Below are 23681 nucleotides of genomic sequence, written 5' to 3'. Positions count from 1 at the left end.
TGTTTCCTGCAAAATGTTATATTTGATACGTATCAAATATAACCTACGTCATGAACCCGTTTCCTTTGTTAGTTTTTGTATTGAGTGTCTATGGTTTCACTCAAACCCCGGATTATACCATTTCGAATTTGGATAGTAATACGGAATATCCACATTTTGGTTTAATGGAAACCCCAAAGGGTAAAATACTCTATATCTCCTATGCTATAAATAAAAGAGGCAAGGTGGAATCGGTAGGCGGTCATCCTGTCTTGACCCTATACGAAGGGGTTGTAAATCCGGGAGGTAACATTACGGCTGTAAGTCCCGTTGCAATAGATCCGGAGGCCAACCTTTCTGTCATAACGAGTGCTGCAGTATCACCTGACGGCCAACATCTGATTATCACCACACAGTACACTCATAAAACCAAACCCCAAGGCGATTTTAAAGACACCAATTTTCATTTGGAAATAGGGGCATATAAGGAAGGACTTGGTTGGACTAATTTTAAAGTACTCCCGTTTTGTGAACCCCGTTATTCCTATGGGCATCCTGCGTTCAGTAACGATGGAAAAACCCTTTTTTTTATTGCTAACCTGAGAGGAGGTAAGGAAACGACAAAAGGGGGATCGGATATTTTTAAGGTTGATATTGTGGATCATAATACCTATAGTGCCCCCGCCAATATGGGAAGCAATATAAATTCATATAGCCGTGAAATGTTTCCGGTTGTGGGTCCTGACAATACCTTATACTTTGCTTCAAACCGACCGGGCTATGGGGGATTTGATATGTATAAGTCTAAGATGAATGAACATGGTACTTACGAAAAGGCCGAAAAACTCCCCAAACCACTAAACAGTGATAAAGATGACTTTTCGTTAATTATGAATGCCGATAATCGCTCGGGATTCTTTGTGTCTAAGCGAGATGGGGGTAAAGGGGATGATGATATTTATTATTTCGCCAAACCTTAAGGTTAAACGATTCGATAATCTGGTCCTGCATCCCATTACTGTTCGTGGAAGCGCGTATCGTATTCCATATGGGTTTAGGACGATCCATTGTGGTTTGGTATGACCGCTGAGTATTGGGGAACCGAAGGCCGTTTAGTCTTTTCTAACATATCTTAAATCTAATAAATTAATAGGGTTAATACCCAAACCCTTCACATTTTTTCTGGTGAAGCGTACCACTTCATCATAATATAACGGCACCATGATGGCCTTTTGCATGGCGATGGAATCCATTTTGGTATAGAGTAATTTGCGTTCCTCAATATGGGTAATGGTAAATGCTTTGTTATATAAACTATCTAACAGGTCACTTTTAAAATGAAAATAATTCGATCCATAAGGGGCAAAATTTTTGCTGTAAAAAATGGATAAGTAGTTTTCGGCATCCAAATAATCGGCAATCCAGGAACTTCTAAACAGATCGACCTTACCATTGGATCGTGCACTTCTCAAGGTGGCCTCCGGCATGACATCGACATTTATTTTTAATCCTGCTTTTTGAAGTTCCCGTTGTATAAATTCACAAAAACTCAAATAATTACTGGTTGTATTTAAAGTAACTTCCGGGTTTAGAATTCCTGTTTCGGTCTTAAATTTTTCGATAAGCTGTTTGGCTTTTTCGGGTTGGTAGGTATACCCTATGGCCTGGCTGTATCCGGGAAGTCCGATGGGTATAAAACCTCCGTTAGCCGGATTTCCAATGCCGTTACGCAAATAAATCATCATTTTTTTTCTATCAAAACCATAGTTGATGGCTTTGCGTATCCATTCCGACTGTATTTCAGGAGTTTCGGAGTCTAAATAAAAGCCCAGATACTCCGTATTTAAATAAGGGCCACGAATCATATTAACCTGTTTTGCATAGGAGGTTCTTAGATTACCATCAGCCGTTAACAATTCATCCTTATAGGACGCGTCCAAACTATTTAAAAAGTCAATGTTTCCCTGTGCAAACTGCAAAAACTCACTCTGCTTATCGGGTAAAAACGTAATAGCCACGGCCTCCAAATAAGGTATGGCTTGCCCATGACTATCCTTTTCAAAATAAAGTTCATTTCTTCTAAAAACCAACTTTATGTTTTCTTCCCATCGTTTGAATTTAAAAGGACCGGTACCAATAGGATGTGACCTGAATTCATCCCCATAGTAATCCACAATTTCCTTAGGGACCACCGAACAATATTTCATGGTCAATAAACCAATGAAAGCAGGGAACGGTTGTTTTAATTTAATTTGAAAGACCGTATCGCTAAGGGCTTCAAAATCATCCACTTTGTTAAGTACCCAACTTCCGGGCGCAGCTATTTTGGGATTCCTTAGTCGATTTAAACTATAGGTAAAATCCTCGGCAGTGACCAATCTTGTAGAATCTTTTCCGAATAAGGGGTGCTTATGAAAAAACACATCTTTACGTAAGGTGAATTTATAATAGATCCCATCATTGGAAACTGTCCAGTGCTTTGCAATTGATGGAAGAATGTTAAGATTTTGATCAAATTGAACCAATCCGTTAAACAGTTGATTGCACGCCGAATTGTCCTGTAATGTTCTGGAAAAAGCCGGGTCTAAGGTGTTTAAGTTCGCGTATTCATTGTATCGAAAAACCAAATGATCCCTGTTGGAATTCAGGTCCCCTGTGCATGATAAGAGAAATATTGAAATACAACCAATTGAAAAATAGTTCTTTAAATGTTTTTGAGTAGGTTTTAACATATAACTTATTAGTTGTAAATTTGCAGTCTTTTAACAGTAAATATAAATGTTATAACCGGCTGATACAAGTTAGGAGACATAAAAGCACAAATGAACAAAAAAGTTGCATTTTATACATTAGGTTGTAAACTTAATTTTTCTGAAACATCAACCATTGCAAGAGGTTTTTTAAATGAGGGTTTCGATCGCGTTGATTTTTCGGAACAGGCAGATATCTATGTTATTAATACCTGCTCTGTTACTGAAAATGCCGATAAGCGTTTTAAAACCATAGTGAAACAAGCTCAAAAAGCCAATTCAAAAGCATTTATTGCAGCAGTTGGCTGTTATGCGCAGTTAAAACCGGAGGAATTGGCTGATGTTCATGGCGTCGATTTGGTCCTGGGCGCAACAGAAAAGTTTAAAATTACCGATTATATAAACGATTTAAGCAAGAATGATTTTGGAGAAGTGCATTCCTGTGAAATTGAGGAAGCCGATTTTTATGTGGGGTCTTATTCTATAGGCGATAGAACGCGAGCCTTTTTAAAAGTGCAGGATGGCTGTGATTACAAATGTACCTATTGTACTATTCCGTTGGCTCGCGGTATATCACGCAGTGACACTATGGGCAATGTTTTAAAAAACGCCAGGGAGATTTCTTCACAGAATATTAAAGAGATTGTATTGACCGGCGTAAATATTGGTGATTACGGTAAAGGAGAGTTTGGAAACAAAAAGCACGAACACACCTTTTTGGATTTGGTATCCCAACTGGATAAAGTTGAGGGCATTGAACGCTTGCGTATATCTTCGATTGAACCTAACTTATTAAAAAACGAAACCATCGAACTCGTAGCGAAATCCAGAGCTTTTGTGCCACATTTTCATATTCCACTGCAGTCTGGCAGTAATGCCATTTTAAAAAGGATGAAACGTCGGTATTTAAGGGAATTGTATGTGGATAGAGTTGCAAAAATAAGAGAATTGATGCCACATGCCTGTATTGGGGTTGATGTGATTGTAGGCTTTCCTGGGGAGTCTGATGCCCATTTTTTGGAAACCTATCATTTCATAAATGCTCTAGATGTAGCCTATTTGCATGTCTTTACCTATTCGGAGCGCGACCGTACTGAGGCGGTTGACATGGATGGCGTGGTGCCTAAAGCCGTAAGGCGTAAACGGAGTAAAATGTTACGCGGTTTATCGGTTAAAAAACGCCGTGCCTTTTATGAAAGTCAAATAGGAACCAGCAGAACCGTTTTATTTGAAGGGGAGAATAAGGACGGCTATATTCATGGATTTACAGAAAACTATGTCAAAGTAAAAACCCCATGGAATCCTGAATTGGTCAACACTTTACAAGAGGTAGAATTAACTCATATTGACGATGATGGTTGTATGCGATTTGAATTTTTAAATGCCAAAATCCTGGTCCATTAAGATAAAAATGACCTTTTAGGTTGGTTTTATTGATTTTAATCGGATTTATTTGATGGCTCCGCAAGACTAAAGTAGGTTTGAGGTGAAATTATATTTCAATACTAAAGAACCCAAATCTATTAGTTATGAAAAACTACTTAAAGTTGCTCGTTGGTTTTATTCTTATTTCATTTTTCACGTCTTGTTCAGAAGAGGAAATCCATGAAGATCATAATATTCTCGGAGTATGGGAAACCACGGTTTCCAGTCATACGTACACTTTGGTATTTGGAGAACATAATACCGGTTTAAGTATAGAAACCATGGCCAACGATGCCGAAGTCACCTCTAGCGCCATTTCCTTTAGTTGGATGGTCAATAACAAGGATATAGTGATAACGGATGGTAATACGATGCAGAGAAACTACAGTATAAATGCAGAAGGTGAATTGGTTTTAAGTCCCTCCAATTTGCGGTTTTTAAAAGTATCGAATGATTATTCAAGGTATTATTAGGATCATAAATTAAGGGAATAGTTCATAAAAAAACTCCGAAGTACACTTCGGAGTTTTTGTTTAACCGTTCATTGTTATAATTTAGATCCTTACCCCAACCGGAAGCATACGTTTGTATTTGCGGTTACTTCTTACAAATCGGGCAATCTCCGGACTGGTAGGGACAATGCTTAAATTGCGTTCTTCAATTTGATCAAATACAGCGGCTAAAAATTGCTTTTTAAAGACATCATTATTGATTTCGCTGGGAATGACAAGTTTTGTTAAAAAGATCTTGCGCTCTTGTAGAGAGTACTCAATTTTAGCTAAATGATTATCAATTTTTAATTCGTATTGGCGTAAAAAATCATTGTCAATTAATTCTGCTACATCAAACATGGTAAGTGTTTTAATTAATTTACTTAGGAGTAATAAATAGTGAAAACTATTTGTATAAATTTGTTATGCAAAAGTACAAAAAAAATCCACATAATAAAAGGGAAATAAGGTTAAAAGCTTATGAGTCAAGAGTTAATACATGTGTATCTCATGCCGGGAATGGCTGCCAGCCCTCAAATTTTCGAATATATTAAATTGCCCAATGAGCAATTTCAAATCCATTATTTAGAATGGATGCTTCCCATTGAAAATGAGACCCTTAAGGCCTATGCTCTTCGAATGAATCAGCATATTCATCATGACCAAATTGTATTATTAGGGGTGTCTTTTGGAGGAATTTTGGTGCAGGAAATGAGCAGGCATATTAAGGTGAAAAAATTGATTATTGTATCGAGTGTCAAATCATCATCCGAATTGCCCAAGCGTTTTTTACTTCTAAAATGGACCAGGGCCTATAAACTGTTGCCTACAAAATGGATTTCGAATATTAAACTGTTTTCGAAATATGCTTTTGGTGAAAATGTGAAGCGGCGACTGGATCTTTATAAAAGATACCTGTCGTTTAACCAGCCGGAATATTTAAAGTGGGCTATTGAGCAATTGGTCTGTTGGAATCAACAGGAGGTGATTCCAAAAATCGTTCATATCCATGGCGATCACGATCATGTTTTTCCTATAAAACACATTAGTGATTGTATGACCATAAAAGGCGGTACGCATGTTATGATTATAAATAAATTCAGATGGTTTAATACGCACCTGCCCACTATAATTTTAGAGGGATAGTTAAGATTTGTTCAAATATTTTTTATAATTTTAGACAAAACTTATTTGCGATGAAGACAGTACAAAAGGGACTCGCGTTTGTGGGATTGTTAAGTTTGTGTTTCTTATTTATTCATGCCCTCCAGGATGCTCCTACCGATGAAAATCTAGAAAAAAAAATAATTAATGACTATAATGTTTACGCCTTACAAATTCCGGAATATTTGGATTTTGCAGGTGAACCTATGCCTCTAAAGAATCCGGATATCCACGAACGAATGGATAGGGAACTCCTGGTGAATACCTATTGGCAATCCAATGGACTACTCATGTTTAAGCGAGCCAAAAAGTATTTTCCCATTATAGAACCCATTTTGGAAAAATATGGTGTTCCAGACGATTTCAAATATCTTGCGGTTATAGAAAGTGGCCTTACCAATGCGGTTTCGCCTGCAGGAGCGCGGGGCGTTTGGCAGATCATGAAGTCCACGGGACAAGAAAATGGATTAGAGATAAACCAAAACGTTGATGAACGGTACAATTTGGAAATGGCTACCGAGGTGGCGAGTAAGTACCTGTTAAAATCGAAAGAGGAACTTGGGTCATGGACGCTAGCTGCTGCGGCTTACAATGCCGGTAATGCGGGTATTTCAAGGCGATTAAAGGAACAAGAGGTAACCAATTATTACGATTTGCTCCTTGGAGAGGAAACAGGTCGCTATATCTTTAGGATAGTAGCATTTAAAGAAATTTTAAATCACCCCGGTAAATACGGCTTTAATTTCAGGGATAAAGATTTGTATCATAGTGTGCCAACCTTTAAAGTAGAGGTGGATACCGCAGTAACCGATTTCACTAAATTTGCAGAACAGTTTGGAATTAATTATAAAATTCTTAAACTGCACAATCCTTGGTTGAGGGAACCACACTTAAACAACAAATCAAGAAAATTATACGAAATTGAAATTCCCCGGGAAGGCTATTATCAATAGCTTTTTATAAAGGATTCCTTATTTAGATCTGCGTTTTTGTGCCCGTAATGAACCACCGGTGCCATAATGCTGATTTGGCATTTGCGCACGTTTCATATTTTGTTTCATCATTTTTATTTGTTCTGAAAGCATGCCCTGTTTATCTAATTTTTGAGCCTCGGAAAGCAATTGTTTAGCCTCTTGTTTTCTGCGCTTGGAGAACGCAATTCCGGCAAGGTTCAACTTAGCCATAGCTAAATCATGCTTCATATTTAGACCCAATGCCACGGCCTTCTTAAAATATTTTTCGGCCTCATTCATATTGCTCTGAGACACCATAATTCCTTGAAGGTAGTTATAGTATCCCTGTTGTTTTCTAACCAGAGCACTTTCAGGATTTTTAATTTTACCAAGCCATTTTTTTGCACCGTCAAAATCTTGTTTACGCAATCTTAAGAATGCCAATAAAATGAACTCGTTTTTAAAGTAAAGGAATATAAAAATGGACGACAAAAATATATACATAATACCATTGCCAACATATCCTTCAGTAAATTGATAAACGGCATAAGCAACAATACCAAGGGCTATTATAAGTTTTATGATTTTATTGTACATAAGGTTATATTTGATGCAATTTTACAAAGTTATTCATTAAAAAAAGAAACTCCGACAGTTAATTAGACTGCAAATAAACTAAAATTTAATCAAAATTGACCCATATTGATGAAACAAAAAATGTGTTTATCTCAAATAAATAAAGGGCTAAACGAATATTACCAGGAAAAATAAATATTAAAAAATATTTTATAAAAATGATTTGCAAAGTAATAAAGGGTTCGTATATTTGCCCTCAGTTTTGGAAAAGCGCAAAACGATTTGCACTGGTTTTACAATTTTAGATTTTAAAGACACGAGATAATGAGTAAAAGAACATTTCAGCCTTCTAAAAGAAAGAGAAAAAATAAGCACGGCTTTAGAGAAAGAATGGCTTCTGCCAATGGCAGAAAAGTTTTAGCACGCAGAAGAGCTAAGGGAAGAAAAAAATTATCGGTGTCATCGGAAGCCAGACATAAAAAATAATGATTAACAATTGTTGATAATATAAAGGTGTTACTTAAGCGTAACGCCTTTTTTTATATCTCTTGATTACTATTTTTGTAAAAGTTTAAAACACAATACATAACAAAAAAAAATGCCAAAAAAATCTAATCTTAAATCTATACTAATTATTGGTTCAGGTCCTATTATTATTGGGCAAGCTTGTGAATTTGACTATTCCGGGTCTCAAGCGTTACGGTCATTAAGGGAAGATGGAATTGAAACCATACTTATTAATTCGAATCCGGCAACCATTATGACCGATCCCTCTATGGCCGATCATGTATACTTGCTACCACTAAATACCAAATCCATAATAAAAATATTAACTGAACATCCCCAAATAGATGCCGTTTTACCCACTATGGGTGGCCAGACGGCATTAAACCTCTGTATTGAGGCAGATGAGAAAGGGATTTGGAAAGATTTTGGTGTCGCATTGATTGGTGTGGATATTAACGCGATTAACATTACAGAAGACAGAGAACAATTTAGGGAATTAATGGAAAAAATTGGAATACCCATGGCCCCGCAAGCCACGGCAAGCTCCTTTTTAAAAGGCAAGGAAATTGCCCAGGAATTTGGATTTCCCTTATGCATTCGTTCTTCCTTTACCCTGGGTGGTGCGGGTGCGGCCATAGTTTATGAAGAGGAACATTTCGATAAGCTATTGCGTCGTGGCCTGGAAATTTCTCCTATTCATGAGGTCATGATCGATAAAGCGTTAATTGGTTGGAAAGAATATGAGCTGGAATTGCTTCGTGATTCCAATGATAATGTGGTTATTATTTGCTCCATAGAAAATATGGATCCCATGGGAATCCATACGGGTGACTCCATTACGGTTGCTCCTGCTATGACCTTGAGTGACAGAACCTACCAGCGTATGCGCGATATGGCTATCCACATGATGCGTAGCATAGGAGATTTTGCAGGAGGTTGTAACGTACAATTTGCAGTAAGTCCGGATGAAAAAGAAGATATTATTGCTATTGAAATTAACCCAAGGGTATCTCGGTCTTCTGCTTTGGCGAGTAAAGCAACCGGATATCCGATAGCAAAAATAGCTGCAAAACTTGCACTCGGCTATCATCTGGATGAATTGAACAACCAAATCACAAAATCAACTTCGGCATTGTTTGAGCCTACTTTAGATTATGTCATTGTAAAAATACCACGTTGGAATTTTGATAAATTTGAAGGTTCTGATAGGACTTTGGGACTACAAATGAAAGCGGTAGGTGAAGTCATGGGAATTGGACGTTCCTTCCAGGAAGCTCTGCATAAAGCCACACAGTCTCTCGAAATAAAGCGCAATGGTTTGGGTGCCGACGGTAAGGAAAATACCAAATATGATCAAATTATTGAAAAGCTCACACATGCTTCCTGGGATCGGGTATTTATTATTTACGATGCCATAAAAATGGGAATTCCGTTAAGTCGCGTTCACGAAATCACTAAGATAGACATGTGGTTCTTAAAGCAATATGAGGAATTATTTTTCCTGGAAAAGGAGATCTCGACCTATACGATCGACACCATCGAAAAGGATCTTCTGTTGGAAGCCAAGCAAAAAGGATATGGCGATAGACAAATAGCACATATGTTAGGTTGCCTGGAAAGCCAGGTATATAATAAGCGTGAAGCATTGGGGATTAATCGGGTGTATAAACTGGTCGATACCTGTGCAGCCGAATTTAAGGCCCAGACGCCATATTACTATTCGACATTTGAAAGTGATATGGAAACAGCCGATGGCACACGTTATGCGGAAAATGAGAGTGTGGTGAGTGATAAGAAAAAAATTGTGGTTTTAGGCTCGGGACCTAATAGGATTGGGCAGGGGATAGAATTCGATTATTGCTGCGTTCATGGTGTGTATGCCGCTAAAGAGTGTGGATATGAAACCATTATGATTAATTGTAACCCGGAAACCGTTTCAACCGATTTTGATACCGCTGATAAGTTGTATTTCGAACCTGTATTCTGGGAGCATATTTACGATATCATTAAACACGAAAAACCAGAGGGTGTAATTGTTCAGTTGGGAGGACAGACGGCTTTAAAATTGGCTGAGAAGTTAACAAAATATGGTATAAAAATTATAGGTACAAGTTTTGAATCCCTTGATTTGGCAGAAGATCGTGGAAGTTTTTCAACCTTGCTAAAGGAGAACAACATTCCTTATCCGGAATTTGATACGGCCGAAACGGCTGAAGAGGCGCTTCAGGTGGCTGATAAATTGGATTTTCCAATTTTGGTGAGACCATCCTATGTATTGGGAGGCCAGGGGATGAAAATTGTAATTAACAAGCAGGAACTGGAAGAACATGTTGTTGATCTTTTAAGAAAAATACCTAATAATAAATTGCTCCTGGATCATTATTTAGATGGTGCTATTGAAGCTGAAGCAGATGCCATTTGTGATGGAGAAGAGGTATACATCATTGGAATCATGGAACACATTGAGCCATGCGGCATCCATTCCGGTGACAGTAATTCAACTCTACCACCGTTCAATCTGGGGGAATTTGTCATGCAACAGATAAAGGATCATACCAAAAAAATTGCGCTGGCACTTAAAACGGTTGGTTTAATAAATATTCAGTTCGCCATAAAAGATGATACGGTCTATATTATAGAAGCAAATCCAAGGGCATCCAGAACGGTTCCATTCATTGCAAAAGCCTATAAAGAACCTTACGTAAATTATGCCACTAAATTGATGCTCGGTGAAAAGAAGGTTAAAGATTTTACCTTTAATCCCAAATTGGAGGGTTATGCCATTAAGCAACCGGTCTTCTCGTTTAATAAATTCCCAAATGTCGATAAAACATTAGGGCCGGAAATGAAGAGCACCGGAGAAAGTATCTTGTTTATCGATAGCTTGAAGGATGATGAATTTTACGATTTGTATTCCAGAAGGAAGATGTATTTGAGTAAATAAAATTATTTTTTCACGACCCTAAACAGGTAATGGCGTTCCCATATATTTTTTTCAATTTTTATAAGATGTAAATCCAGATGGTTGGTATGGGCAATGGTCCGGATGCTTATAATATCGCAATTCTCAGAAAGGATAAGAATAATTTCGCTTTTGGAGGCGACATAGGTTGAAAGCTGTTCAAAAAGTTTTTTAAAATACTCGAAATGGGGTCCACAATACCAGGCATGCTCCTCAATAGTTTGGGGCGTTTTGGGGTAATAGGGCGGGTTGATGAAAATATAATCATAGTGAGGCTCAGTAATGGCATTGAATAAATCGGATATGATGGTTTTTAATTCCAGGTGGTTAGAGACGGCTGACTGTTGAAGTTGGGATATAGCGTTTTTATTGATGTCGGAAGCCGTCACAAAAGCCCCTTTTTTTGAAGCATTCAAAGCTATAATGCCGGAGCCACAGCCTAGCTCTAAAAATCGTTTGCCCTTGAGATCCAGACCTTCCATATAATTCAGAAGTAATTTTGTACTAAATGTGAATTGCGGGGCAAAAACACCTGGATAGATGATAATATGTATATCCTTGTAGCGAAAAGGACGCGGTTTTGAATAGTATTTTTTATAACACCACTGCAATACAGGACTCGTTATTTTTTTGAGAATGGGGTTCATTATTCCAGGTAAAAGCCTTCTATTTCGGGTTGACGGTATTTCCAAAGCTTTTGTAACAGCTTAATCTCGTAAGGACATGCATAGAGGTTATTTTTATATCTAAATGCAGACAATTGTTTAATAATTTTCCGTTTTAAACCTCTAAGCCTAAAATCGGATACCGTGGGGTAGTACCCGTTTAAAACGGTCTCAAAATTTTTAATTTTATCGACCATAGATGGGGTTAACCAAGGGGTTAATGGGTTTTTACGCAAATCGAAATGTTCCCAATCGGGTGAAATCCAGGCTTCTAAATGTTTTGGAAAAGTGAAACCGGCAGCAACAATTTGTTGGTACAATTCCGAGCCTTCAGATGGTACAGGGCTGTAAAGATAAATGATGATTTCAGTATCCGGATTAAGAGCTTTTATGTTTCTTATGAATTCAATATCCATGTCAATTTGATCCATGACTTTATCCTTTGAATCGGCAGGTAATCCAAGTACAAAAGACATTTCCGGGATGATCCCGATTCTTTTCATCCGAACGGCAAAGTCTTTGATCATTTGTCCGGTTTGTTGCCCGCCTTTGTCCATTTGCTTCAACACCTCGTCATTACCCGTTTCTGCACCCAGAAAAATCATTTTGCAGCCTGCTTTTCGCATCAGTATTAAATCGTCGTCCGAATATTGATTAATGGTATCTATTCGGCCTTCTCCCCACCATGAAATGCCATCATTTAAAATCAATTTCGAAAATTCCACCACCCGTTTTCTTGAAGTGAAAAAATTGTTATCATGGAATTCGATGGCATCAATCCCATAATTTTTTTTGAAATAGGAAATATCATCGTACATGGTTTTTGCCGATTTTCCCTTCCACCGGGCGTTATAAATGGGTACAACAGCACAGAAAGAGCAAGTGAATGGACAGCCAAAGCTAGAATGATACGCGAATGTTTTTTTACCCAGAAATGTTTTGCCCAGATACTGTTCCAGAGGATAAAAGGTGTTGAGATATTCATAGGGTAATGGTGGCAGGGCATCCTGGTCCAGTAAGGGTTCTTTAGCTGTTTTAATGATTTTATGGGATGCTTTATAGATGAGATTTTGAATCGTTTCAAGTTTATGAAACTCGCCGCTTTCCAAACAATCTAATAAACGTGGAAATGCATGGTCACCGGGGCCACTAACAATATAATCGACAAACCCTGAATCTAAGGACACCTTATATTGATTGGATGCAAAGTAGCCACCCCAAATAACGATTGTTTTTGGAAACAGTTCCTTTATACGTTTAGAAAATGGTATGGCTTGTTTTAACTGTGGTCCCGGCATAACCGTAATGCAGAAATATTTTATCCTACCCGATGTAAAGAAGGTTTTTAGTTTTAACCAAGGATCCTTTTCCAAATTCCCGTCCACGAACACATAATCATATATCCCATGAATGGAAGCTCCAACCTGAAGAATCGAGTTGGGAATGCGGTGTTTGCTGTTAGCACTGCGCGGGTTGAATATTAACACCTTAGGGGTCATAGGATAAACTATTATATTTCGGTTTTTACATACAGGTTGCCATGCAATCGATATTGTGGTAAAGTTTCAAATAGGGCCATCATCTCATGGGAGGATACCCAATTAGATAGTTTAAATATAGGGTTTTCATTTAAAATATAGTTCCATTTAGTGGGGCCAAGACTTGAGAGTTTATGAATGATTTGTATCGTTTCATCCATAAAACCCGAAGTGAATTCAAACTCAATGAATGGTATAGGTTGATTCAGGGATTCAAGAATTTTGAGCTCATAACCTTCAGTGTCTATTTTACAATAATCGGGCACCCCATAAGTCTTTAGAATGGTATTTAATGTCATGACCTCAATGGGTTCCGAACGGGGCCAGTAAATGGCCTCATTTTCAAAAAAACGCATGAATTTTTTTGAAAAAGTCGAAACTTCAATATGACTCCCAATAAATAATTCTTCCAAACCGTTACTTTCCCCAACACCGGCACGAATAAAAGTAAAATCTTTATTTTTATTTTGAATTTTAAGTAAGGCTTTAGAACAGGAACTTTGGGGTTCAAAAGCGATAACCTTCGCCCCCAATGATAGAAAAATTTTACTTTTTCTTCCAAGGTTGGCTCCTATATCAAAACACAAATCATTTTTATTAATGAGTGTTTTGTAAAAACGGAATAGCTTTTTTTGCTGTATAAAACCTTTTAATGGCATTGAATCAAGAATGAAAAAGTGAATGTATATGTGCTAATGGAGGATCTTTAGATGCGCCTGTTTTTTTGTGAATTACCTTTCCAACAAATACAATTTGCTGCCCGATGTCTTTTTCGATTCTAATTTCCAATTCCATATAGCTATCGAGGAAACAAGGAATATTATAATTAAAAATCTTACTATTAAACGTTTTAAATTCCAAATCTGAAATTTTCGGAAATGATTTCGAATGATATTTACCCAGTTTAAGAATTTCTCTTTTATTGATGTAACTACTGCATATGATAACAGCTTTTTTTTCTTGACTAAGTTTTGGCACAATCCTATTTGATTTTCTAATTGAGAAAATCATCAAATCCTCATCGGATTTATCAATAACCAGATCAATTGGAAAAATACAGCTTTGGTTTTCCATTGAAGTGAATGAACATAAATAGACCGTTCTTGGAATGGAGAAAAAAGATATTATTTGTTTGTTTTGGTTAAAACTGACTTCCATTTTCCCTTTCTTTTTTAAAAATAACAGGAGGTTAAAAACAGAAATTTTAATCGTTTGGAAATTTTTATAAGAGGTATTTTTAACTTTAAATAAGAATAAATACCCCTTTTCCGTTAGTTTGATTTTTTCACTATAGGTCAATTTATTGGATGACAGCAGGGAATTCTTTTTGAAATATTTTAAAACCACACTGGTTTTCTCGCTGAAATCATAATTGTGCTCCTCGTAATAAAATCCAAAGATGTTGGGGGAAATGCTTAAAATATTTTCTGAATTTGTAATATCTATGACCTTTTCACCAACATGTAGTACGGCCTGATATACGTGATTATCATAAGCAATAGGAATAAATTCTTTTATAAATTTAAACTGGGACATTCATGGTTTCTTTTTAAGATGCAACAACTTGAAATACGAATTATTTATCTGTTTCACCGAAATTAGTTTAAAACTGGAATTAAAACTTCTTTTTATATGATTTAAAGGATGAACAAATATATCATGGACGATATTATTATGAGTAATATGAAACCTTTTAGGGTGGAAACGGCAATAAAATCTCATATTAAAATAATAATCCCTTAGCCTGCCAACACGTGTATGAGGAAACCGATAAAGAACGAGAAAAAATAAATCACAACGCTCTGAGGTCATAACTTGCAGTTTCGTGGCCAAATGGTGGAGGTCTTGAATAGAATTTAAAACGGCAAAATTCGCTAAAACAGCATCAAATGTAAGGTTGCCCACGGTTTTTATTAAGGAGTCCAGATCATTTTTGCGATTGTCAATACAGATTATATTCCTATAATCATTTGATTTGATTTTCATTTTCGCGATGGCTCTCATTTTTTGTGAGGGCTCCCAAAACGTAACCCTGTAATCTTTAACCAGCCAATCCAAATCTAATCCGGTACCACCACCAAAATCCAAAACCTTGCTACTCTGAGGAACGGTCCTGGTAAATTCCTTTTGAACCATAGACCTAATGGACTTATGGGCCTTGTATTCCTCAAGAAGTGATTCATAGTTGTTCGCGATACTATCGTAATAGTGTTGGCTATTTCCTTTCATAGGTGCTTTTTTTAATTAAAAAGAACATAAAAACTGTGGCCACTGAAGCTAAAGCACTGCCTGCAATAACGCCCAGCATGCCATAGCCTAATTTTAATAATACTAAGGAGCTCATAAAGTTTATGAGGACTGAAATTAAACTAATCTTCGAAATTAGCATTTCCTTTCCATTTTTAAAAAGGACAAAATATCTGATTAATAACCAATAGGAGGGAAATATGATAAAGAAACCAAACACATAGAACAAGGCATTAAAATTAAAACCATAGACCAGGACTATGATAAAATAGGTGAAAAGTAAACATAGGGTTATAAACAGTGGTGCAAATAGTCTAATCCTGTTTTCAATTTTGAGCAATAGGTCATATTTCAGACGATAAATATGTTTGGTAAAAGGTAAAGAAATAATTACAGATAAGGATTGTACCATAATAAAGAAATTAGTAATAATTTGATATAGTGCAATGGTTTCATTTTTTTCAAAATATATAATTAAAAACAGATCCACTTTTGTGTTAATAAATCCAATGAGCCCAATAAGGAAAAATGGGACGGTTTTTTTGATATAGTGAAAAGAAAAGTTTAATGGAGATAGTTGCAAACCCATATTTTTAATGAGTAACATATAAAGTGCCATTTTAAGGCCATATTGGATGGCAAATAAATTAAAGAGGCTAACAATGGTAGAGGGTTTAGATATCCAAATTAAACTTACGAACACTGAAAAGGCGAGAAGCTCGATAAGAATGGCTGTACTAAAGTTTTTGTTATAAATGACCAGTGTACTGAAAGCATTGCACACATATCCGGACAACAGTAATATCATAAAAGCCAAATGTGAGGACTGAGGATACAGAATTACCGCTCCCAGCATAGTTAAAAAAAGAAATGGAAGACGGGACGTGAAAGCCTCATTAAAAAGCAACTTGATTTTGGAAGGGGTTTTACTAAATTCTTTAAGTAAAAATTCTTTATTTCCAAATGAATATATCATGCTTGAGCTTAAAAGGTATATATTATACTTAACAAAATCGCCCCAAAGCGCTTTCGAAAAAAGTTTTATAATCAGTACAGAAAGTACTACTGAAAATATAGCCGGTAAGAAGCTGCGAACTCCGCTTTTAATAATATATAATCCTCTATACGCTAATTTTTTGTTCAATTTTGATCTTTCATAATTATTTTGCTCCATACTATGACAGGAAGGCCCTTATATCTATATTCCATATTAAAAATATGATGTATCATCTGCTCCTGTGTACCATGGCGTCATTCATGTTTTCTAACGCTTAAAATGCCTCAATCATGTTGAATCTTTAAGTCTTAACCACATAAAAGGAGAATCTGTTCTGCCTAATAATAGATCTACAGGTCTTTTTTCAGGTCTGTAAAGGATATTAAAGGCATGAAGCTTTTTTACATTATGATGAAAATAGTATTTGGACATCTCCGGAAACCCCAGTTTTTTGAAATAGCTTTTCGTATTTTCGCGAGCTTTATATATTTGATGATCGTTGTAAAACGGACTGTCTATAAGATGGATTTCTCCATTTGGTTCTAAAAAGGTCCTCAATACTAAAATGAGTGCTGTAAAATCCGAAAAATATTGAACACTTGCATTTAATACAATCAGGTCAAATTTATTTTCAGCACTGGGTTCTAATTTAAAAATATCCGCATAAGCAAATTTTAAATTGGTGCTTTGAAACACTCTATTCGCTTGCTCCAGTTCGATTTCATTTATGTCTAACCCCGTAACAGTTATGGAAGAAAAAGATTTCGCAATCCAGTTGGAAAACCAACCATTACCGCAACCAAGGTCCAAAACAGAACGGATCTTTTTTTGTTGAGACAGATAATTTAAAAATCTATGGGCTGATTTTTTTCGAACCCTCCATTCTTTGTAGTTGAAAACTCTTTTGGAAACATTTGGCAATTCTAAAACCTCCTCATCTGACAATACCCTGTTCTCCTTTTTTCTAACGGCAATGTACAATTCAGTAAACGCACTGGCATGATCACGAGGGGTTAAATACGCTATTTCCTGAAACGATTTTTTCATTTCAAGAATATTTTAAGGATAACATGATCAGACTCAACAGCGTTGATTTGACTTTGTGAATTAAAGCTCTGGAAAAGGTTTTTGTTCTTTCGAATTCCACCTCATTAATGACTTTTTTTACCGCATAATCGTAATATTTCCTTCTATAGGTCCTTTTAAAATCGATTTGCCTGTCTGTTGAAGTTTCCCAATGGGGTTGATGGATAATGCGATCCTCAATGTCCTCATATAAGCTTGTCCCTTTAATGGGGTATGCCACCGTAATGGTGTAATGTGTTGGATTAGCCTCTTTAAGGTATTGAATGGTTTCTTTTATATCGGCTTCCGTTTCCCCGGGATAACCCAGCATAATAAATGTGCCTGTTTCCATTCCAAATGCATTGGTCTGTTGAATCATTTGTTTAACGGATTCAATCTCAACACGTCGGTCCATCGCATCAATGACTGTTTGTGAGCCACTTTCCGCACCAATCCAAATTCTAAAACACCCTATGTCTTTAAGCTGTTTAAGCACCCTTTCATTAAGGCGTTCGGCTCTGGTAATTATTTCAAAGGGAACATTCAGATGATTTGTGGTCATTTCTTTATGGAATTCATCAATCCATTTATGACTTACAGTAAATACATCGTCCACAAACCACAGGGCGTCCGGGTGATAGGTATCTAATATTAATTTTATTTCTTCTACGACCTGTTTAGCAGGACGTCTGCGATAGCTTTGTCCGTAGACCGCTGTACTGCACCATTTACAGGTATAAGGGCAGCCCCGTTGGGTGCTTATGGTCATAGAGCTTTTACCATGATAGGTTTCCCAGGTATCTAAATAGGGTTTGAAATCAATAGCTGCTCGGTTTGGGAAGGGCAAATTTTTTAAATCCTTTATTTTGGAACGTGTTGACGTCCTTATAAGCTGTCCGTTTACCAGATAAGCAATACCCTTAATGGATTGGTATTCGTCATTGGTTATCAATGCCGAACACAGTTCATACATGGTTTCTTCACCTTCGCCAATTACCAAAAAATCAGCTCCAGAGTTTAAGTAGTTTTTACAATTGAAGGTCACATCGGGCCCACCGAGAATAATATGAGGTAAGCCAAATTCAGGATTATTCTTTAAGAGTTTTACCAGCTTTATAACGTTTATTTTCGTCATAAGATTCGTATAAATGCCAACAATTTTTGGTTGGTTTTCCGCAATCCATTGAAGTTGTTTTTCAAGTGAGGAAAAAGTGCTATCGAACACCTTATTTTTAAGTCCGTTTTCCTTTAAAAAGGACGAAACATACAGTAATCCCAAAGGCGGATAAGGCTTCATTATTTTTGCCTCCTTTTTATCCTCATTCAAGTAATACCCATGTGTTAATAGTATGTTCATTTGGCTTTTAGACTAATGATAAAATGATCGGCATATTTCGAAATTATACTAAATTGCAAGTGACGGTCCAACCAGACCAACAAAAGCAATACACTTTTTTTTTTGGAGAAAAAGTGTTCCAGGTAGGACGGTGGAATACAGAATCCAATCGGGTAATAGGTTTCCAAATTAAATACGTCTCTGGTATACGAGACAATATCAGAAGGATTGTAATACCATGTCCGTATGGAACAGCCATTGATATTCACAGCAACGGGGTTAGTCGTATTTCTTCTGAATAATGATTTCCATTTACCTTTAAAAAAAAGGTAGATATTATCCCAAATACAGCATTTGGACATAATAATATGGATCATTTTTCCATCGTCCTTAAGTAGTTTTCTCGATGTCTGGTAAAACTGTTTTAGTTCACTCGGAGAAAGACAGTTTAATCCTCCAAAATTGGAAAATAATATATCGTATTTTTTTTCAGGGCTTAGTTGATCAATAGCTTTGATATCTAATTGTTGAAAGCGTAAATTTTTTAACTTGGTTTTGATTTTGGCCATGTCCAACATCACAGGGGAAATATCCGTTGCCAATACCTCATGTCCCTGTTCGGCAAACCAAATGGCATCCTCGCCGGTACCACAGTTAATTTCCAATATACGCAATTTCGTATTCCTGGGTATAAAATTCAGGACATAGCTGTAGACCATTTCACGTTGGAATTTACCAATTTGGGATTTGGTAAATGATTGGTCATAATCTACTGCAACTGCATCAAAACTATTTTCCATCGCTCATCTGTATGCTTTTGAGTTGAAATTTATAGAACCAAGCGGAAAGGACATAGTACAGATATAATGACATGGATCGCAACCGTGATTGGGCAAAAAGGGTAAAGGGATTTTGAACAAACGATTTCAAATTTTTTAAAGCCTGACTTTTTCTATATTCTTTATGTGTGTATCTGTGTAATGTTTTGTAATATCTACTGTTATAAGTTCCCTGAAACAGCATGGCAAGATCATCGGAGTCTGTCCAATTGGATTTGATGTTTAATTCCTCCTTTACCTTGTTGTAAAATTTTGTGCCCGGCAAAGGATAAGAAACAGAGATACCCAAATTATCAGGACATAAATCCTTAATCATGTCTATGGTCTTTTGAATATCCTCTTGGGTCTCGCCCAAATAGCCATACTGAATAAAAAATGAAACACGAATGCCCCTTTTTCTTAAGCGTTTTGTGGCTTCTTTTATCTGTTCTACGGTGATGCCTTTATCCATGGCATCCAAAATCTTTTGCGATCCACTTTCGGCACCCACCCAGACTTCTTCCAATCCACTTTCCGCCAAAGCATTAATGGTATCATCTTTTAAAAGGAGATCAACCCTACTTTGAATATAATATGAAATCGATAACTGTTCACGTTTAAGGATTCTGTTAAACTCCTGTACCCAATTGGGTTTAAGACCAAAAATATCATCACACATCCAAAACCGTTTTACATCATAGGTCTCCTTTAAAACTTTAAGGTGTTCAACCACATATTTTGGGGAATGTGAATTATATCGATTACCATAAATAGGCTTTGCACACCAGTTACATTTAAAGGGACAACCTCGCGTGGTAGCCATATTTAAGGTGAATGGTTTCCCGCTTTTTTTCCACACCTCTTTATAACTGGCCATATCCACGAGATCCCAGGCGGGTAAAGGCAAGGTATCTAGTTCTCTTAATACCTCTCGTTTTGGATTAACAATGGTTTTGTTTTCACTTAAAAAGATTAAACCTTTAAGATTGCTAATGTCATTATTTTTCTGTAATCCATCAATGAGTTCTAACAAAGTTTGATCTCCCTCACCTTGAATGACAAAATCGGCGCCTTGATCCAAATATTTTTGATAGTGATCTGTGGCATCGGAACTATTTACAACAACCACGCACCCCTGTTTTTTCCCGATACCAATCATTTTAAATGCAGCGTCACGCATATTGGTCAGGCACATTTTGGTTAAATAATTAAATCCATCATCATACAGGACCAAAAATTTAGGCTGTAATGTGAGCAGGTCCTTTTCAATGGATTCCGGCCCATCTTTTAAATTGGTGTCGAATAGTCCAACGGAATAGTTATTTTTTCTAAGAAGTGATGCCGCAAAGAGTGTCCCCAAAGGGGGATAAGGATTTTGATTACTCCACTGCTTGGGATCTAATTTATAATAATATGAATGTGAAAACAAGACATCAAGCATGTTCAGGGTCTAAAACAATTTGATGGGATTCATTAATCTGTACATATAACTCATTCAAAGAATTTATTACTTTCTTCTGATAGTTTTTAGGATGGTGCTTGGATACGTCTTTGGTGGATTTCATGGCTAATTTGAAGTCTTCATCCGGTAATTCAGGGAATTTTGATTTCCATCTCAGAAGGGTCATTTTCCGAAACCAATTTTCCCACAGATCTCCAAGTTTTGAACGCAATGTAAATTCAACGAATTGTTTGGGCCATGCGGGACGAATATCACAAATTTCCCTTATTTTATCTTGTGTGGAAATATTTGAAAAGTAATTTAAAAACCAGTTATTTTTTTTAAAAAACAGATCAAAATGCGTTTGTCCATGCAGGGGAATTAAGGTTGCGATTTCCATGGCCGTGAATCTATTTTGCTCTGAAATTTTCAGAGCACTTTCACTGAGAAAATAATTAACGCAAAAATACTTTCTCGAGTTTAATAAAAATAGTTTTTTGTAGAGTATTAGCAGGGTTCTGGCCACCCACAACCTGTTGGCTTCGGTGATAATAAAAAAATCAATATCTCCGTCTTGGTCAAAGTACCCTTTGGAAAACGCACCGGAAAAGGCAACCCCTTTAACGAATGGAAATTGAGATATTAAATAAGCTCTTTTTAAGGCTTTGGGCATCACCTTTTTGGCCATACGATTTCCCATTTCTCTTTTTTCAATAAATTGGGAATTATTGGTTTTTGAATAATAATCACCAATTTTACAAATGATACGGGCTTCCAGAAGATTTTCCAGTTCAAGATGTACTTCTTCTAAAGTTTTACAATTCGAAAATTTTAAAACCTCATCTTTGGTTACCGGGTAATTGAAAATGGAAAAATATAGTATGGTTTTTAAAACGTCCATCAATGGGTTTTTATATTTATTTTAATTGCAATTTAAAATTAAAGTCGACATCTATGGTCTCAGCAATTTTGTTCCGTACAATTTTAGGTATTTTGATATCGAAATCAGATGCTAAAGTTTGAAATTTTCCGGACATTTGGATTTCATTGCCTTTTGAGGATAAAGATACATCAATATCATCAAATGTTTTCGTAACCCCGTGAAACATCAGTTCGCCCGTTATTTTAAATTTTGACCCACTGTTTAGTCTGGATTTGTCAAAGTCCTTCAGGGTCCCTTTGAATGTTGCCTTGGGATAGATGTCGGATTCTGCATAATTCTCGTTAAAATGTTCTTCCATTAACGCATTTTTAAACCGAAAGCCTTTTACCAGGACCAGAGCGGCAAACTCGCCATTATCCGCATTCAGTATGGCGGTGACGGCGTTATTACTGGCTTTTACTTCTTCAAATGAAGGGACCGAAGCCTCAAATCCAACTACCCCATTTTTTGTAAGGTATTTGGTTTGCGACAATAGTGAGGCACTTATAAAGAAAAGGAGATAAACGAAATATTTCATGATTTTGTTTTTAGTATGGATGTCAAAAACGGTACCAAACGCCTTTTTAGTTTTCCAATAGACCATCATCTTTCCATTGTTGTATTAAATCTCTATTGGTTTGCGGCATAAGACCAGTTGGTGGCATGGGATTAGTTGTATTATTTATTCTGCTGATTATTGTGCTGACTCTAGTTTTTACTTCGTTGTAAGTTGTTAAAGAAAATGGAGCGTTCTGAGTAGGCGGATTACCATGACAACCTATACAGTTACTGCTTATAATACTTGCAATATCGGCGTTATAGGTTATGGGATCTGGATCGGGATTGGGGTCTGGATCCGGATTGTTGGTTAAATCATCAGTGCTGCTGCTGGAACATCCCCATATAAGAAAGACCAGAGACAAAATAAAAGTTAAATTTTTAAAATTCATAGCGTACATAATTTAGGTTAATAAAATCATTCTAATTAAAAACGTCTACTTAAGTTAAATCCAAAATAGATATTTCCATCGCCCCAATCTCCGGAACCCTGACCCAAAAAGGTATTGGTATTCATGCCTTGTGCATTGGTAAAATGCATCTGGAAGACATGCCCTCCGGTTTCCAAATCGAATCCTATAGAAAAGGGATTTTTAAATGGGGAATTATCGGCTCTGTTCATGTGCCAGCCATAGTCCGCATTAATGGACCAGCGCTTCCCTAATTTATACCGACCGCCAAATCCCAAAGCAAACTGTGAATTATCCTGTTCATCCAAATACACAAAATTATCATGGAAAAAGGTTGGGGCTAACTCCAAAGAAAAATTGGAACTTAACTTTCTCGAAATTAATAGTTGTGCCACGTAACTAAGTCGGTGCTTGAACTCCAATAAAGGCAGGTTATCCTCATCAAGGGCGGTGTTTATAAGTATTTCGTTAAACCCAACCACAGTAAATGGAAATCCGTTTTCTTTCTGTCGTAATAATCGGTATTTTAATGAAAATTCATAGATTTTTTGAAATGAACTCCTTGAAAACCCAATATTTAATCCATCCGATAGTCCGTAAACAAAATTCAAGCGGGTAACGGCCTCATCCAGACCGAAAAAATTATCAAATCCATTTTCCAAACTGCCAAATCTATGGGAAACAATTAAGGTAAACTCTTTTTTCGCCACTAATTTTGTGGATTCAAAATTTACAATCTTTAAGCCTTTAAAGGTAGCTTCTGCATAATCAGACCAGGTGGAATCTGTGTCGATTTCATCCAGTAAATCATCTTGACTAAAAAGGGTTAAAGGGATTAAGCACAGTAAGAATAAGAAGTGTTTCATAATTTAGATGG

Annotated in this window: 24 protein-coding genes; 7 read left to right on the top strand and 17 right to left on the bottom strand. The window is 36.5% G+C overall.

All coding sequences use genetic code 11. From position 1 onward, the window contains the following. Positions 1–50: 50 nt before the first annotated feature. On the top strand, positions 51–959 hold the full coding sequence (locus tag MR054_RS09860) for a TolB family protein (protein WP_242157726.1): 909 nt from the start codon (positions 51–53) through the stop codon (positions 957–959). A 132-nt stretch (positions 960–1091) separates the two neighbouring features. Here MR054_RS09860 and MR054_RS09855 read toward each other — a convergent pair whose 3' ends face one another. Then, a complete protein-coding gene (locus tag MR054_RS09855; RefSeq protein ID WP_242157725.1) occupies positions 1092–2711 on the bottom strand; it encodes an ABC transporter substrate-binding protein in 1620 nt (539 codons plus the stop codon). 90 nt (positions 2712–2801) lie between these two features. Here MR054_RS09855 and mtaB point away from each other — a divergent pair, with 90 nt between their 5' ends. Beyond that, positions 2802–4133 carry a tRNA (N(6)-L-threonylcarbamoyladenosine(37)-C(2))-methylthiotransferase MtaB gene (mtaB, locus tag MR054_RS09850; protein ID WP_242157724.1) on the top strand — a complete coding sequence of 444 codons (1332 nt, stop codon included), beginning with the start codon at positions 2802–2804 and terminating at the stop codon, positions 4131–4133. A 125-nt stretch (positions 4134–4258) separates the two neighbouring features. After that, entirely contained in the window at positions 4259–4627 is a 369-nt protein-coding gene (locus MR054_RS09845; protein WP_242157722.1) for a hypothetical protein, read from the top strand. Positions 4628–4708: 81 nt separating this feature from the next. Here MR054_RS09845 and MR054_RS09840 read toward each other — a convergent pair whose 3' ends face one another. Beyond that, positions 4709–5005: an N-acetyltransferase gene (locus MR054_RS09840; protein WP_242157721.1), complete on the bottom strand. Its 297-nt coding sequence runs from the start codon at positions 5003–5005 to the stop codon at positions 4709–4711. A 120-nt stretch (positions 5006–5125) separates the two neighbouring features. Between MR054_RS09840 and MR054_RS09835 the strand changes: the two genes are divergently transcribed. Together MR054_RS09835 and MR054_RS09830 are read left to right on the top strand one after the other, a co-directional pair. Next, a complete protein-coding gene (locus tag MR054_RS09835) occupies positions 5126–5791 on the top strand; it encodes an alpha/beta hydrolase (protein WP_242157720.1) in 666 nt (221 codons plus the stop codon). A 50-nt stretch (positions 5792–5841) separates the two neighbouring features. Beyond that, positions 5842–6762 carry a lytic transglycosylase domain-containing protein gene (locus MR054_RS09830; RefSeq protein WP_242085164.1) on the top strand — a complete coding sequence of 307 codons (921 nt, stop codon included), beginning with the start codon at positions 5842–5844 and terminating at the stop codon, positions 6760–6762. Positions 6763–6780: 18 nt separating this feature from the next. Here MR054_RS09830 and MR054_RS09825 read toward each other — a convergent pair whose 3' ends face one another. Beyond that, a complete protein-coding gene (locus MR054_RS09825) occupies positions 6781–7359 on the bottom strand; it encodes a tetratricopeptide repeat protein (protein ID WP_242157719.1) in 579 nt (192 codons plus the stop codon). Positions 7360–7662: 303 nt separating this feature from the next. Between MR054_RS09825 and rpmH the strand changes: the two genes are divergently transcribed. Together rpmH and carB are read left to right on the top strand one after the other, a co-directional pair. Further along, on the top strand, positions 7663–7824 hold the full coding sequence (rpmH, locus tag MR054_RS09820; RefSeq protein WP_040492009.1) for a 50S ribosomal protein L34: 162 nt from the start codon (positions 7663–7665) through the stop codon (positions 7822–7824). A 112-nt stretch (positions 7825–7936) separates the two neighbouring features. Further along, on the top strand, positions 7937–10789 hold the full coding sequence (gene carB / locus MR054_RS09815) for a carbamoyl-phosphate synthase large subunit (protein WP_242157718.1): 2853 nt from the start codon (positions 7937–7939) through the stop codon (positions 10787–10789). Positions 10790–10791: 2 nt separating this feature from the next. On the opposite strand, the gene MR054_RS09810 is transcribed toward carB, so the two are convergent. The 14 genes from MR054_RS09810 to MR054_RS09745 form a co-directional block, all read right to left on the bottom strand. Then, complete coding sequence (locus tag MR054_RS09810) at positions 10792–11454, bottom strand: methyltransferase (RefSeq protein ID WP_242157717.1); 663 nt, start codon at positions 11452–11454, stop codon at positions 10792–10794. Further along, positions 11454–12971 carry a B12-binding domain-containing radical SAM protein gene (locus tag MR054_RS09805; protein ID WP_242157716.1) on the bottom strand — a complete coding sequence of 506 codons (1518 nt, stop codon included), beginning with the start codon at positions 12969–12971 and terminating at the stop codon, positions 11454–11456. Before MR054_RS09805 ends, MR054_RS09810 begins: the two co-directional genes overlap by 1 nt. A gap of 11 nt (positions 12972–12982) precedes the next feature. Beyond that, the gene (locus tag MR054_RS09800; protein ID WP_242157715.1) at positions 12983–13669 is read right to left on the bottom strand and encodes an FkbM family methyltransferase; all 687 of its coding nucleotides are present in this window, start codon (positions 13667–13669) and stop codon (positions 12983–12985) included. A gap of 4 nt (positions 13670–13673) precedes the next feature. Next, positions 13674–14546 (bottom strand): flavin reductase, encoded by an 873-nt coding sequence (locus MR054_RS09795; protein ID WP_242157713.1) that lies wholly within the window; start codon positions 14544–14546, stop codon positions 13674–13676. After that, positions 14547–15239, bottom strand: coding sequence for a methyltransferase (locus tag MR054_RS09790; protein ID WP_242157711.1), 693 nt, complete (start codon positions 15237–15239; stop codon positions 14547–14549). Beyond that, on the bottom strand, positions 15226–16233 hold the full coding sequence (locus tag MR054_RS09785; protein WP_242157710.1) for a hypothetical protein: 1008 nt from the start codon (positions 16231–16233) through the stop codon (positions 15226–15228). Before MR054_RS09785 ends, MR054_RS09790 begins: the two co-directional genes overlap by 14 nt. A gap of 309 nt (positions 16234–16542) precedes the next feature. Next, positions 16543–17301 carry a class I SAM-dependent methyltransferase gene (locus MR054_RS09780; RefSeq protein ID WP_242157709.1) on the bottom strand — a complete coding sequence of 253 codons (759 nt, stop codon included), beginning with the start codon at positions 17299–17301 and terminating at the stop codon, positions 16543–16545. 1 nt (position 17302) lies between these two features. Next, positions 17303–18676 (bottom strand): B12-binding domain-containing radical SAM protein, encoded by a 1374-nt coding sequence (locus MR054_RS09775; protein WP_242157708.1) that lies wholly within the window; start codon positions 18674–18676, stop codon positions 17303–17305. Then, positions 18673–19455: a class I SAM-dependent methyltransferase gene (locus MR054_RS09770; RefSeq protein ID WP_242157707.1), complete on the bottom strand. Its 783-nt coding sequence runs from the start codon at positions 19453–19455 to the stop codon at positions 18673–18675. The genes MR054_RS09775 and MR054_RS09770 overlap by 4 nt, the downstream gene beginning before the upstream one ends. Beyond that, positions 19445–20914, bottom strand: coding sequence for a B12-binding domain-containing radical SAM protein (locus MR054_RS09765; RefSeq protein ID WP_242157706.1), 1470 nt, complete (start codon positions 20912–20914; stop codon positions 19445–19447). The genes MR054_RS09770 and MR054_RS09765 overlap by 11 nt, the downstream gene beginning before the upstream one ends. After that, positions 20907–21815 carry a nucleotidyltransferase domain-containing protein gene (locus tag MR054_RS09760; protein ID WP_242157705.1) on the bottom strand — a complete coding sequence of 303 codons (909 nt, stop codon included), beginning with the start codon at positions 21813–21815 and terminating at the stop codon, positions 20907–20909. The genes MR054_RS09765 and MR054_RS09760 overlap by 8 nt, the downstream gene beginning before the upstream one ends. Before the next feature lie 16 nt (positions 21816–21831). Next, positions 21832–22374, bottom strand: coding sequence for a YceI family protein (locus MR054_RS09755; protein WP_242085150.1), 543 nt, complete (start codon positions 22372–22374; stop codon positions 21832–21834). 46 nt (positions 22375–22420) lie between these two features. Further along, positions 22421–22786 carry a hypothetical protein gene (locus MR054_RS09750; RefSeq protein WP_242157704.1) on the bottom strand — a complete coding sequence of 122 codons (366 nt, stop codon included), beginning with the start codon at positions 22784–22786 and terminating at the stop codon, positions 22421–22423. Between the two features lie 35 nt (positions 22787–22821). Then, the gene (locus MR054_RS09745; RefSeq protein ID WP_242085148.1) at positions 22822–23670 is read right to left on the bottom strand and encodes a DUF5777 family beta-barrel protein; all 849 of its coding nucleotides are present in this window, start codon (positions 23668–23670) and stop codon (positions 22822–22824) included. Positions 23671–23681 lie beyond the last annotated feature (11 nt).

The sequence above is a fragment of the Aestuariivivens sediminis genome (genome assembly GCF_022662105.1).
Lineage (GTDB): Bacteria > Bacteroidota > Bacteroidia > Flavobacteriales > Flavobacteriaceae > Aestuariivivens > Aestuariivivens sediminis.
This window is presented reverse-complemented; position numbering and strand designations above follow the sequence as displayed.

Excerpts from the sequence above, each read along its gene's own strand:
- MR054_RS09860 (WP_242157726.1), top strand. The coding sequence starts at position 51 with ATGAACCCGTTTCCTTTGTTAGTTTTTGTATTGAGTGTCTATGGTTTC.
- MR054_RS09810 (WP_242157717.1), bottom strand. The coding sequence starts at position 11,454 with ATGAACCCCATTCTCAAAAAAATAACGAGTCCTGTATTGCAGTGGTGT.
- MR054_RS09775 (WP_242157708.1), bottom strand. The coding sequence starts at position 18,676 with ATGAACATACTATTAACACATGGGTATTACTTGAATGAGGATAAAAAG.
- MR054_RS09855 (WP_242157725.1), bottom strand. The coding sequence starts at position 2,711 with ATGTTAAAACCTACTCAAAAACATTTAAAGAACTATTTTTCAATTGGT.
- MR054_RS09765 (WP_242157706.1), bottom strand. The coding sequence starts at position 20,914 with ATGCTTGATGTCTTGTTTTCACATTCATATTATTATAAATTAGATCCC.
- MR054_RS09785 (WP_242157710.1), bottom strand. The coding sequence starts at position 16,233 with ATGATATATTCATTTGGAAATAAAGAATTTTTACTTAAAGAATTTAGT.
- MR054_RS09800 (WP_242157715.1), bottom strand. The coding sequence starts at position 13,669 with ATGCCATTAAAAGGTTTTATACAGCAAAAAAAGCTATTCCGTTTTTAC.
- MR054_RS09840 (WP_242157721.1), bottom strand. The coding sequence starts at position 5,005 with ATGTTTGATGTAGCAGAATTAATTGACAATGATTTTTTACGCCAATAC.
- MR054_RS09760 (WP_242157705.1), bottom strand. The coding sequence starts at position 21,815 with ATGGACGTTTTAAAAACCATACTATATTTTTCCATTTTCAATTACCCG.
- MR054_RS09835 (WP_242157720.1), top strand. The coding sequence starts at position 5,126 with ATGAGTCAAGAGTTAATACATGTGTATCTCATGCCGGGAATGGCTGCC.
- MR054_RS09805 (WP_242157716.1), bottom strand. The coding sequence starts at position 12,971 with ATGACCCCTAAGGTGTTAATATTCAACCCGCGCAGTGCTAACAGCAAA.
- MR054_RS09825 (WP_242157719.1), bottom strand. The coding sequence starts at position 7,359 with ATGTACAATAAAATCATAAAACTTATAATAGCCCTTGGTATTGTTGCT.
- MR054_RS09790 (WP_242157711.1), bottom strand. The coding sequence starts at position 15,239 with ATGAAAGGAAATAGCCAACACTATTACGATAGTATCGCGAACAACTAT.
- MR054_RS09830 (WP_242085164.1), top strand. The coding sequence starts at position 5,842 with ATGAAGACAGTACAAAAGGGACTCGCGTTTGTGGGATTGTTAAGTTTG.
- mtaB (WP_242157724.1), top strand. The coding sequence starts at position 2,802 with ATGAACAAAAAAGTTGCATTTTATACATTAGGTTGTAAACTTAATTTT.
- MR054_RS09795 (WP_242157713.1), bottom strand. The coding sequence starts at position 14,546 with ATGTCCCAGTTTAAATTTATAAAAGAATTTATTCCTATTGCTTATGAT.
- MR054_RS09750 (WP_242157704.1), bottom strand. The coding sequence starts at position 22,786 with ATGAATTTTAAAAATTTAACTTTTATTTTGTCTCTGGTCTTTCTTATA.
- MR054_RS09845 (WP_242157722.1), top strand. The coding sequence starts at position 4,259 with ATGAAAAACTACTTAAAGTTGCTCGTTGGTTTTATTCTTATTTCATTT.
- MR054_RS09780 (WP_242157709.1), bottom strand. The coding sequence starts at position 17,301 with ATGAAAAAATCGTTTCAGGAAATAGCGTATTTAACCCCTCGTGATCAT.
- carB (WP_242157718.1), top strand. The coding sequence starts at position 7,937 with ATGCCAAAAAAATCTAATCTTAAATCTATACTAATTATTGGTTCAGGT.
- MR054_RS09770 (WP_242157707.1), bottom strand. The coding sequence starts at position 19,455 with ATGGAAAATAGTTTTGATGCAGTTGCAGTAGATTATGACCAATCATTT.
- rpmH (WP_040492009.1), top strand. The coding sequence starts at position 7,663 with ATGAGTAAAAGAACATTTCAGCCTTCTAAAAGAAAGAGAAAAAATAAG.
- MR054_RS09755 (WP_242085150.1), bottom strand. The coding sequence starts at position 22,374 with ATGAAATATTTCGTTTATCTCCTTTTCTTTATAAGTGCCTCACTATTG.
- MR054_RS09745 (WP_242085148.1), bottom strand. The coding sequence starts at position 23,670 with ATGAAACACTTCTTATTCTTACTGTGCTTAATCCCTTTAACCCTTTTT.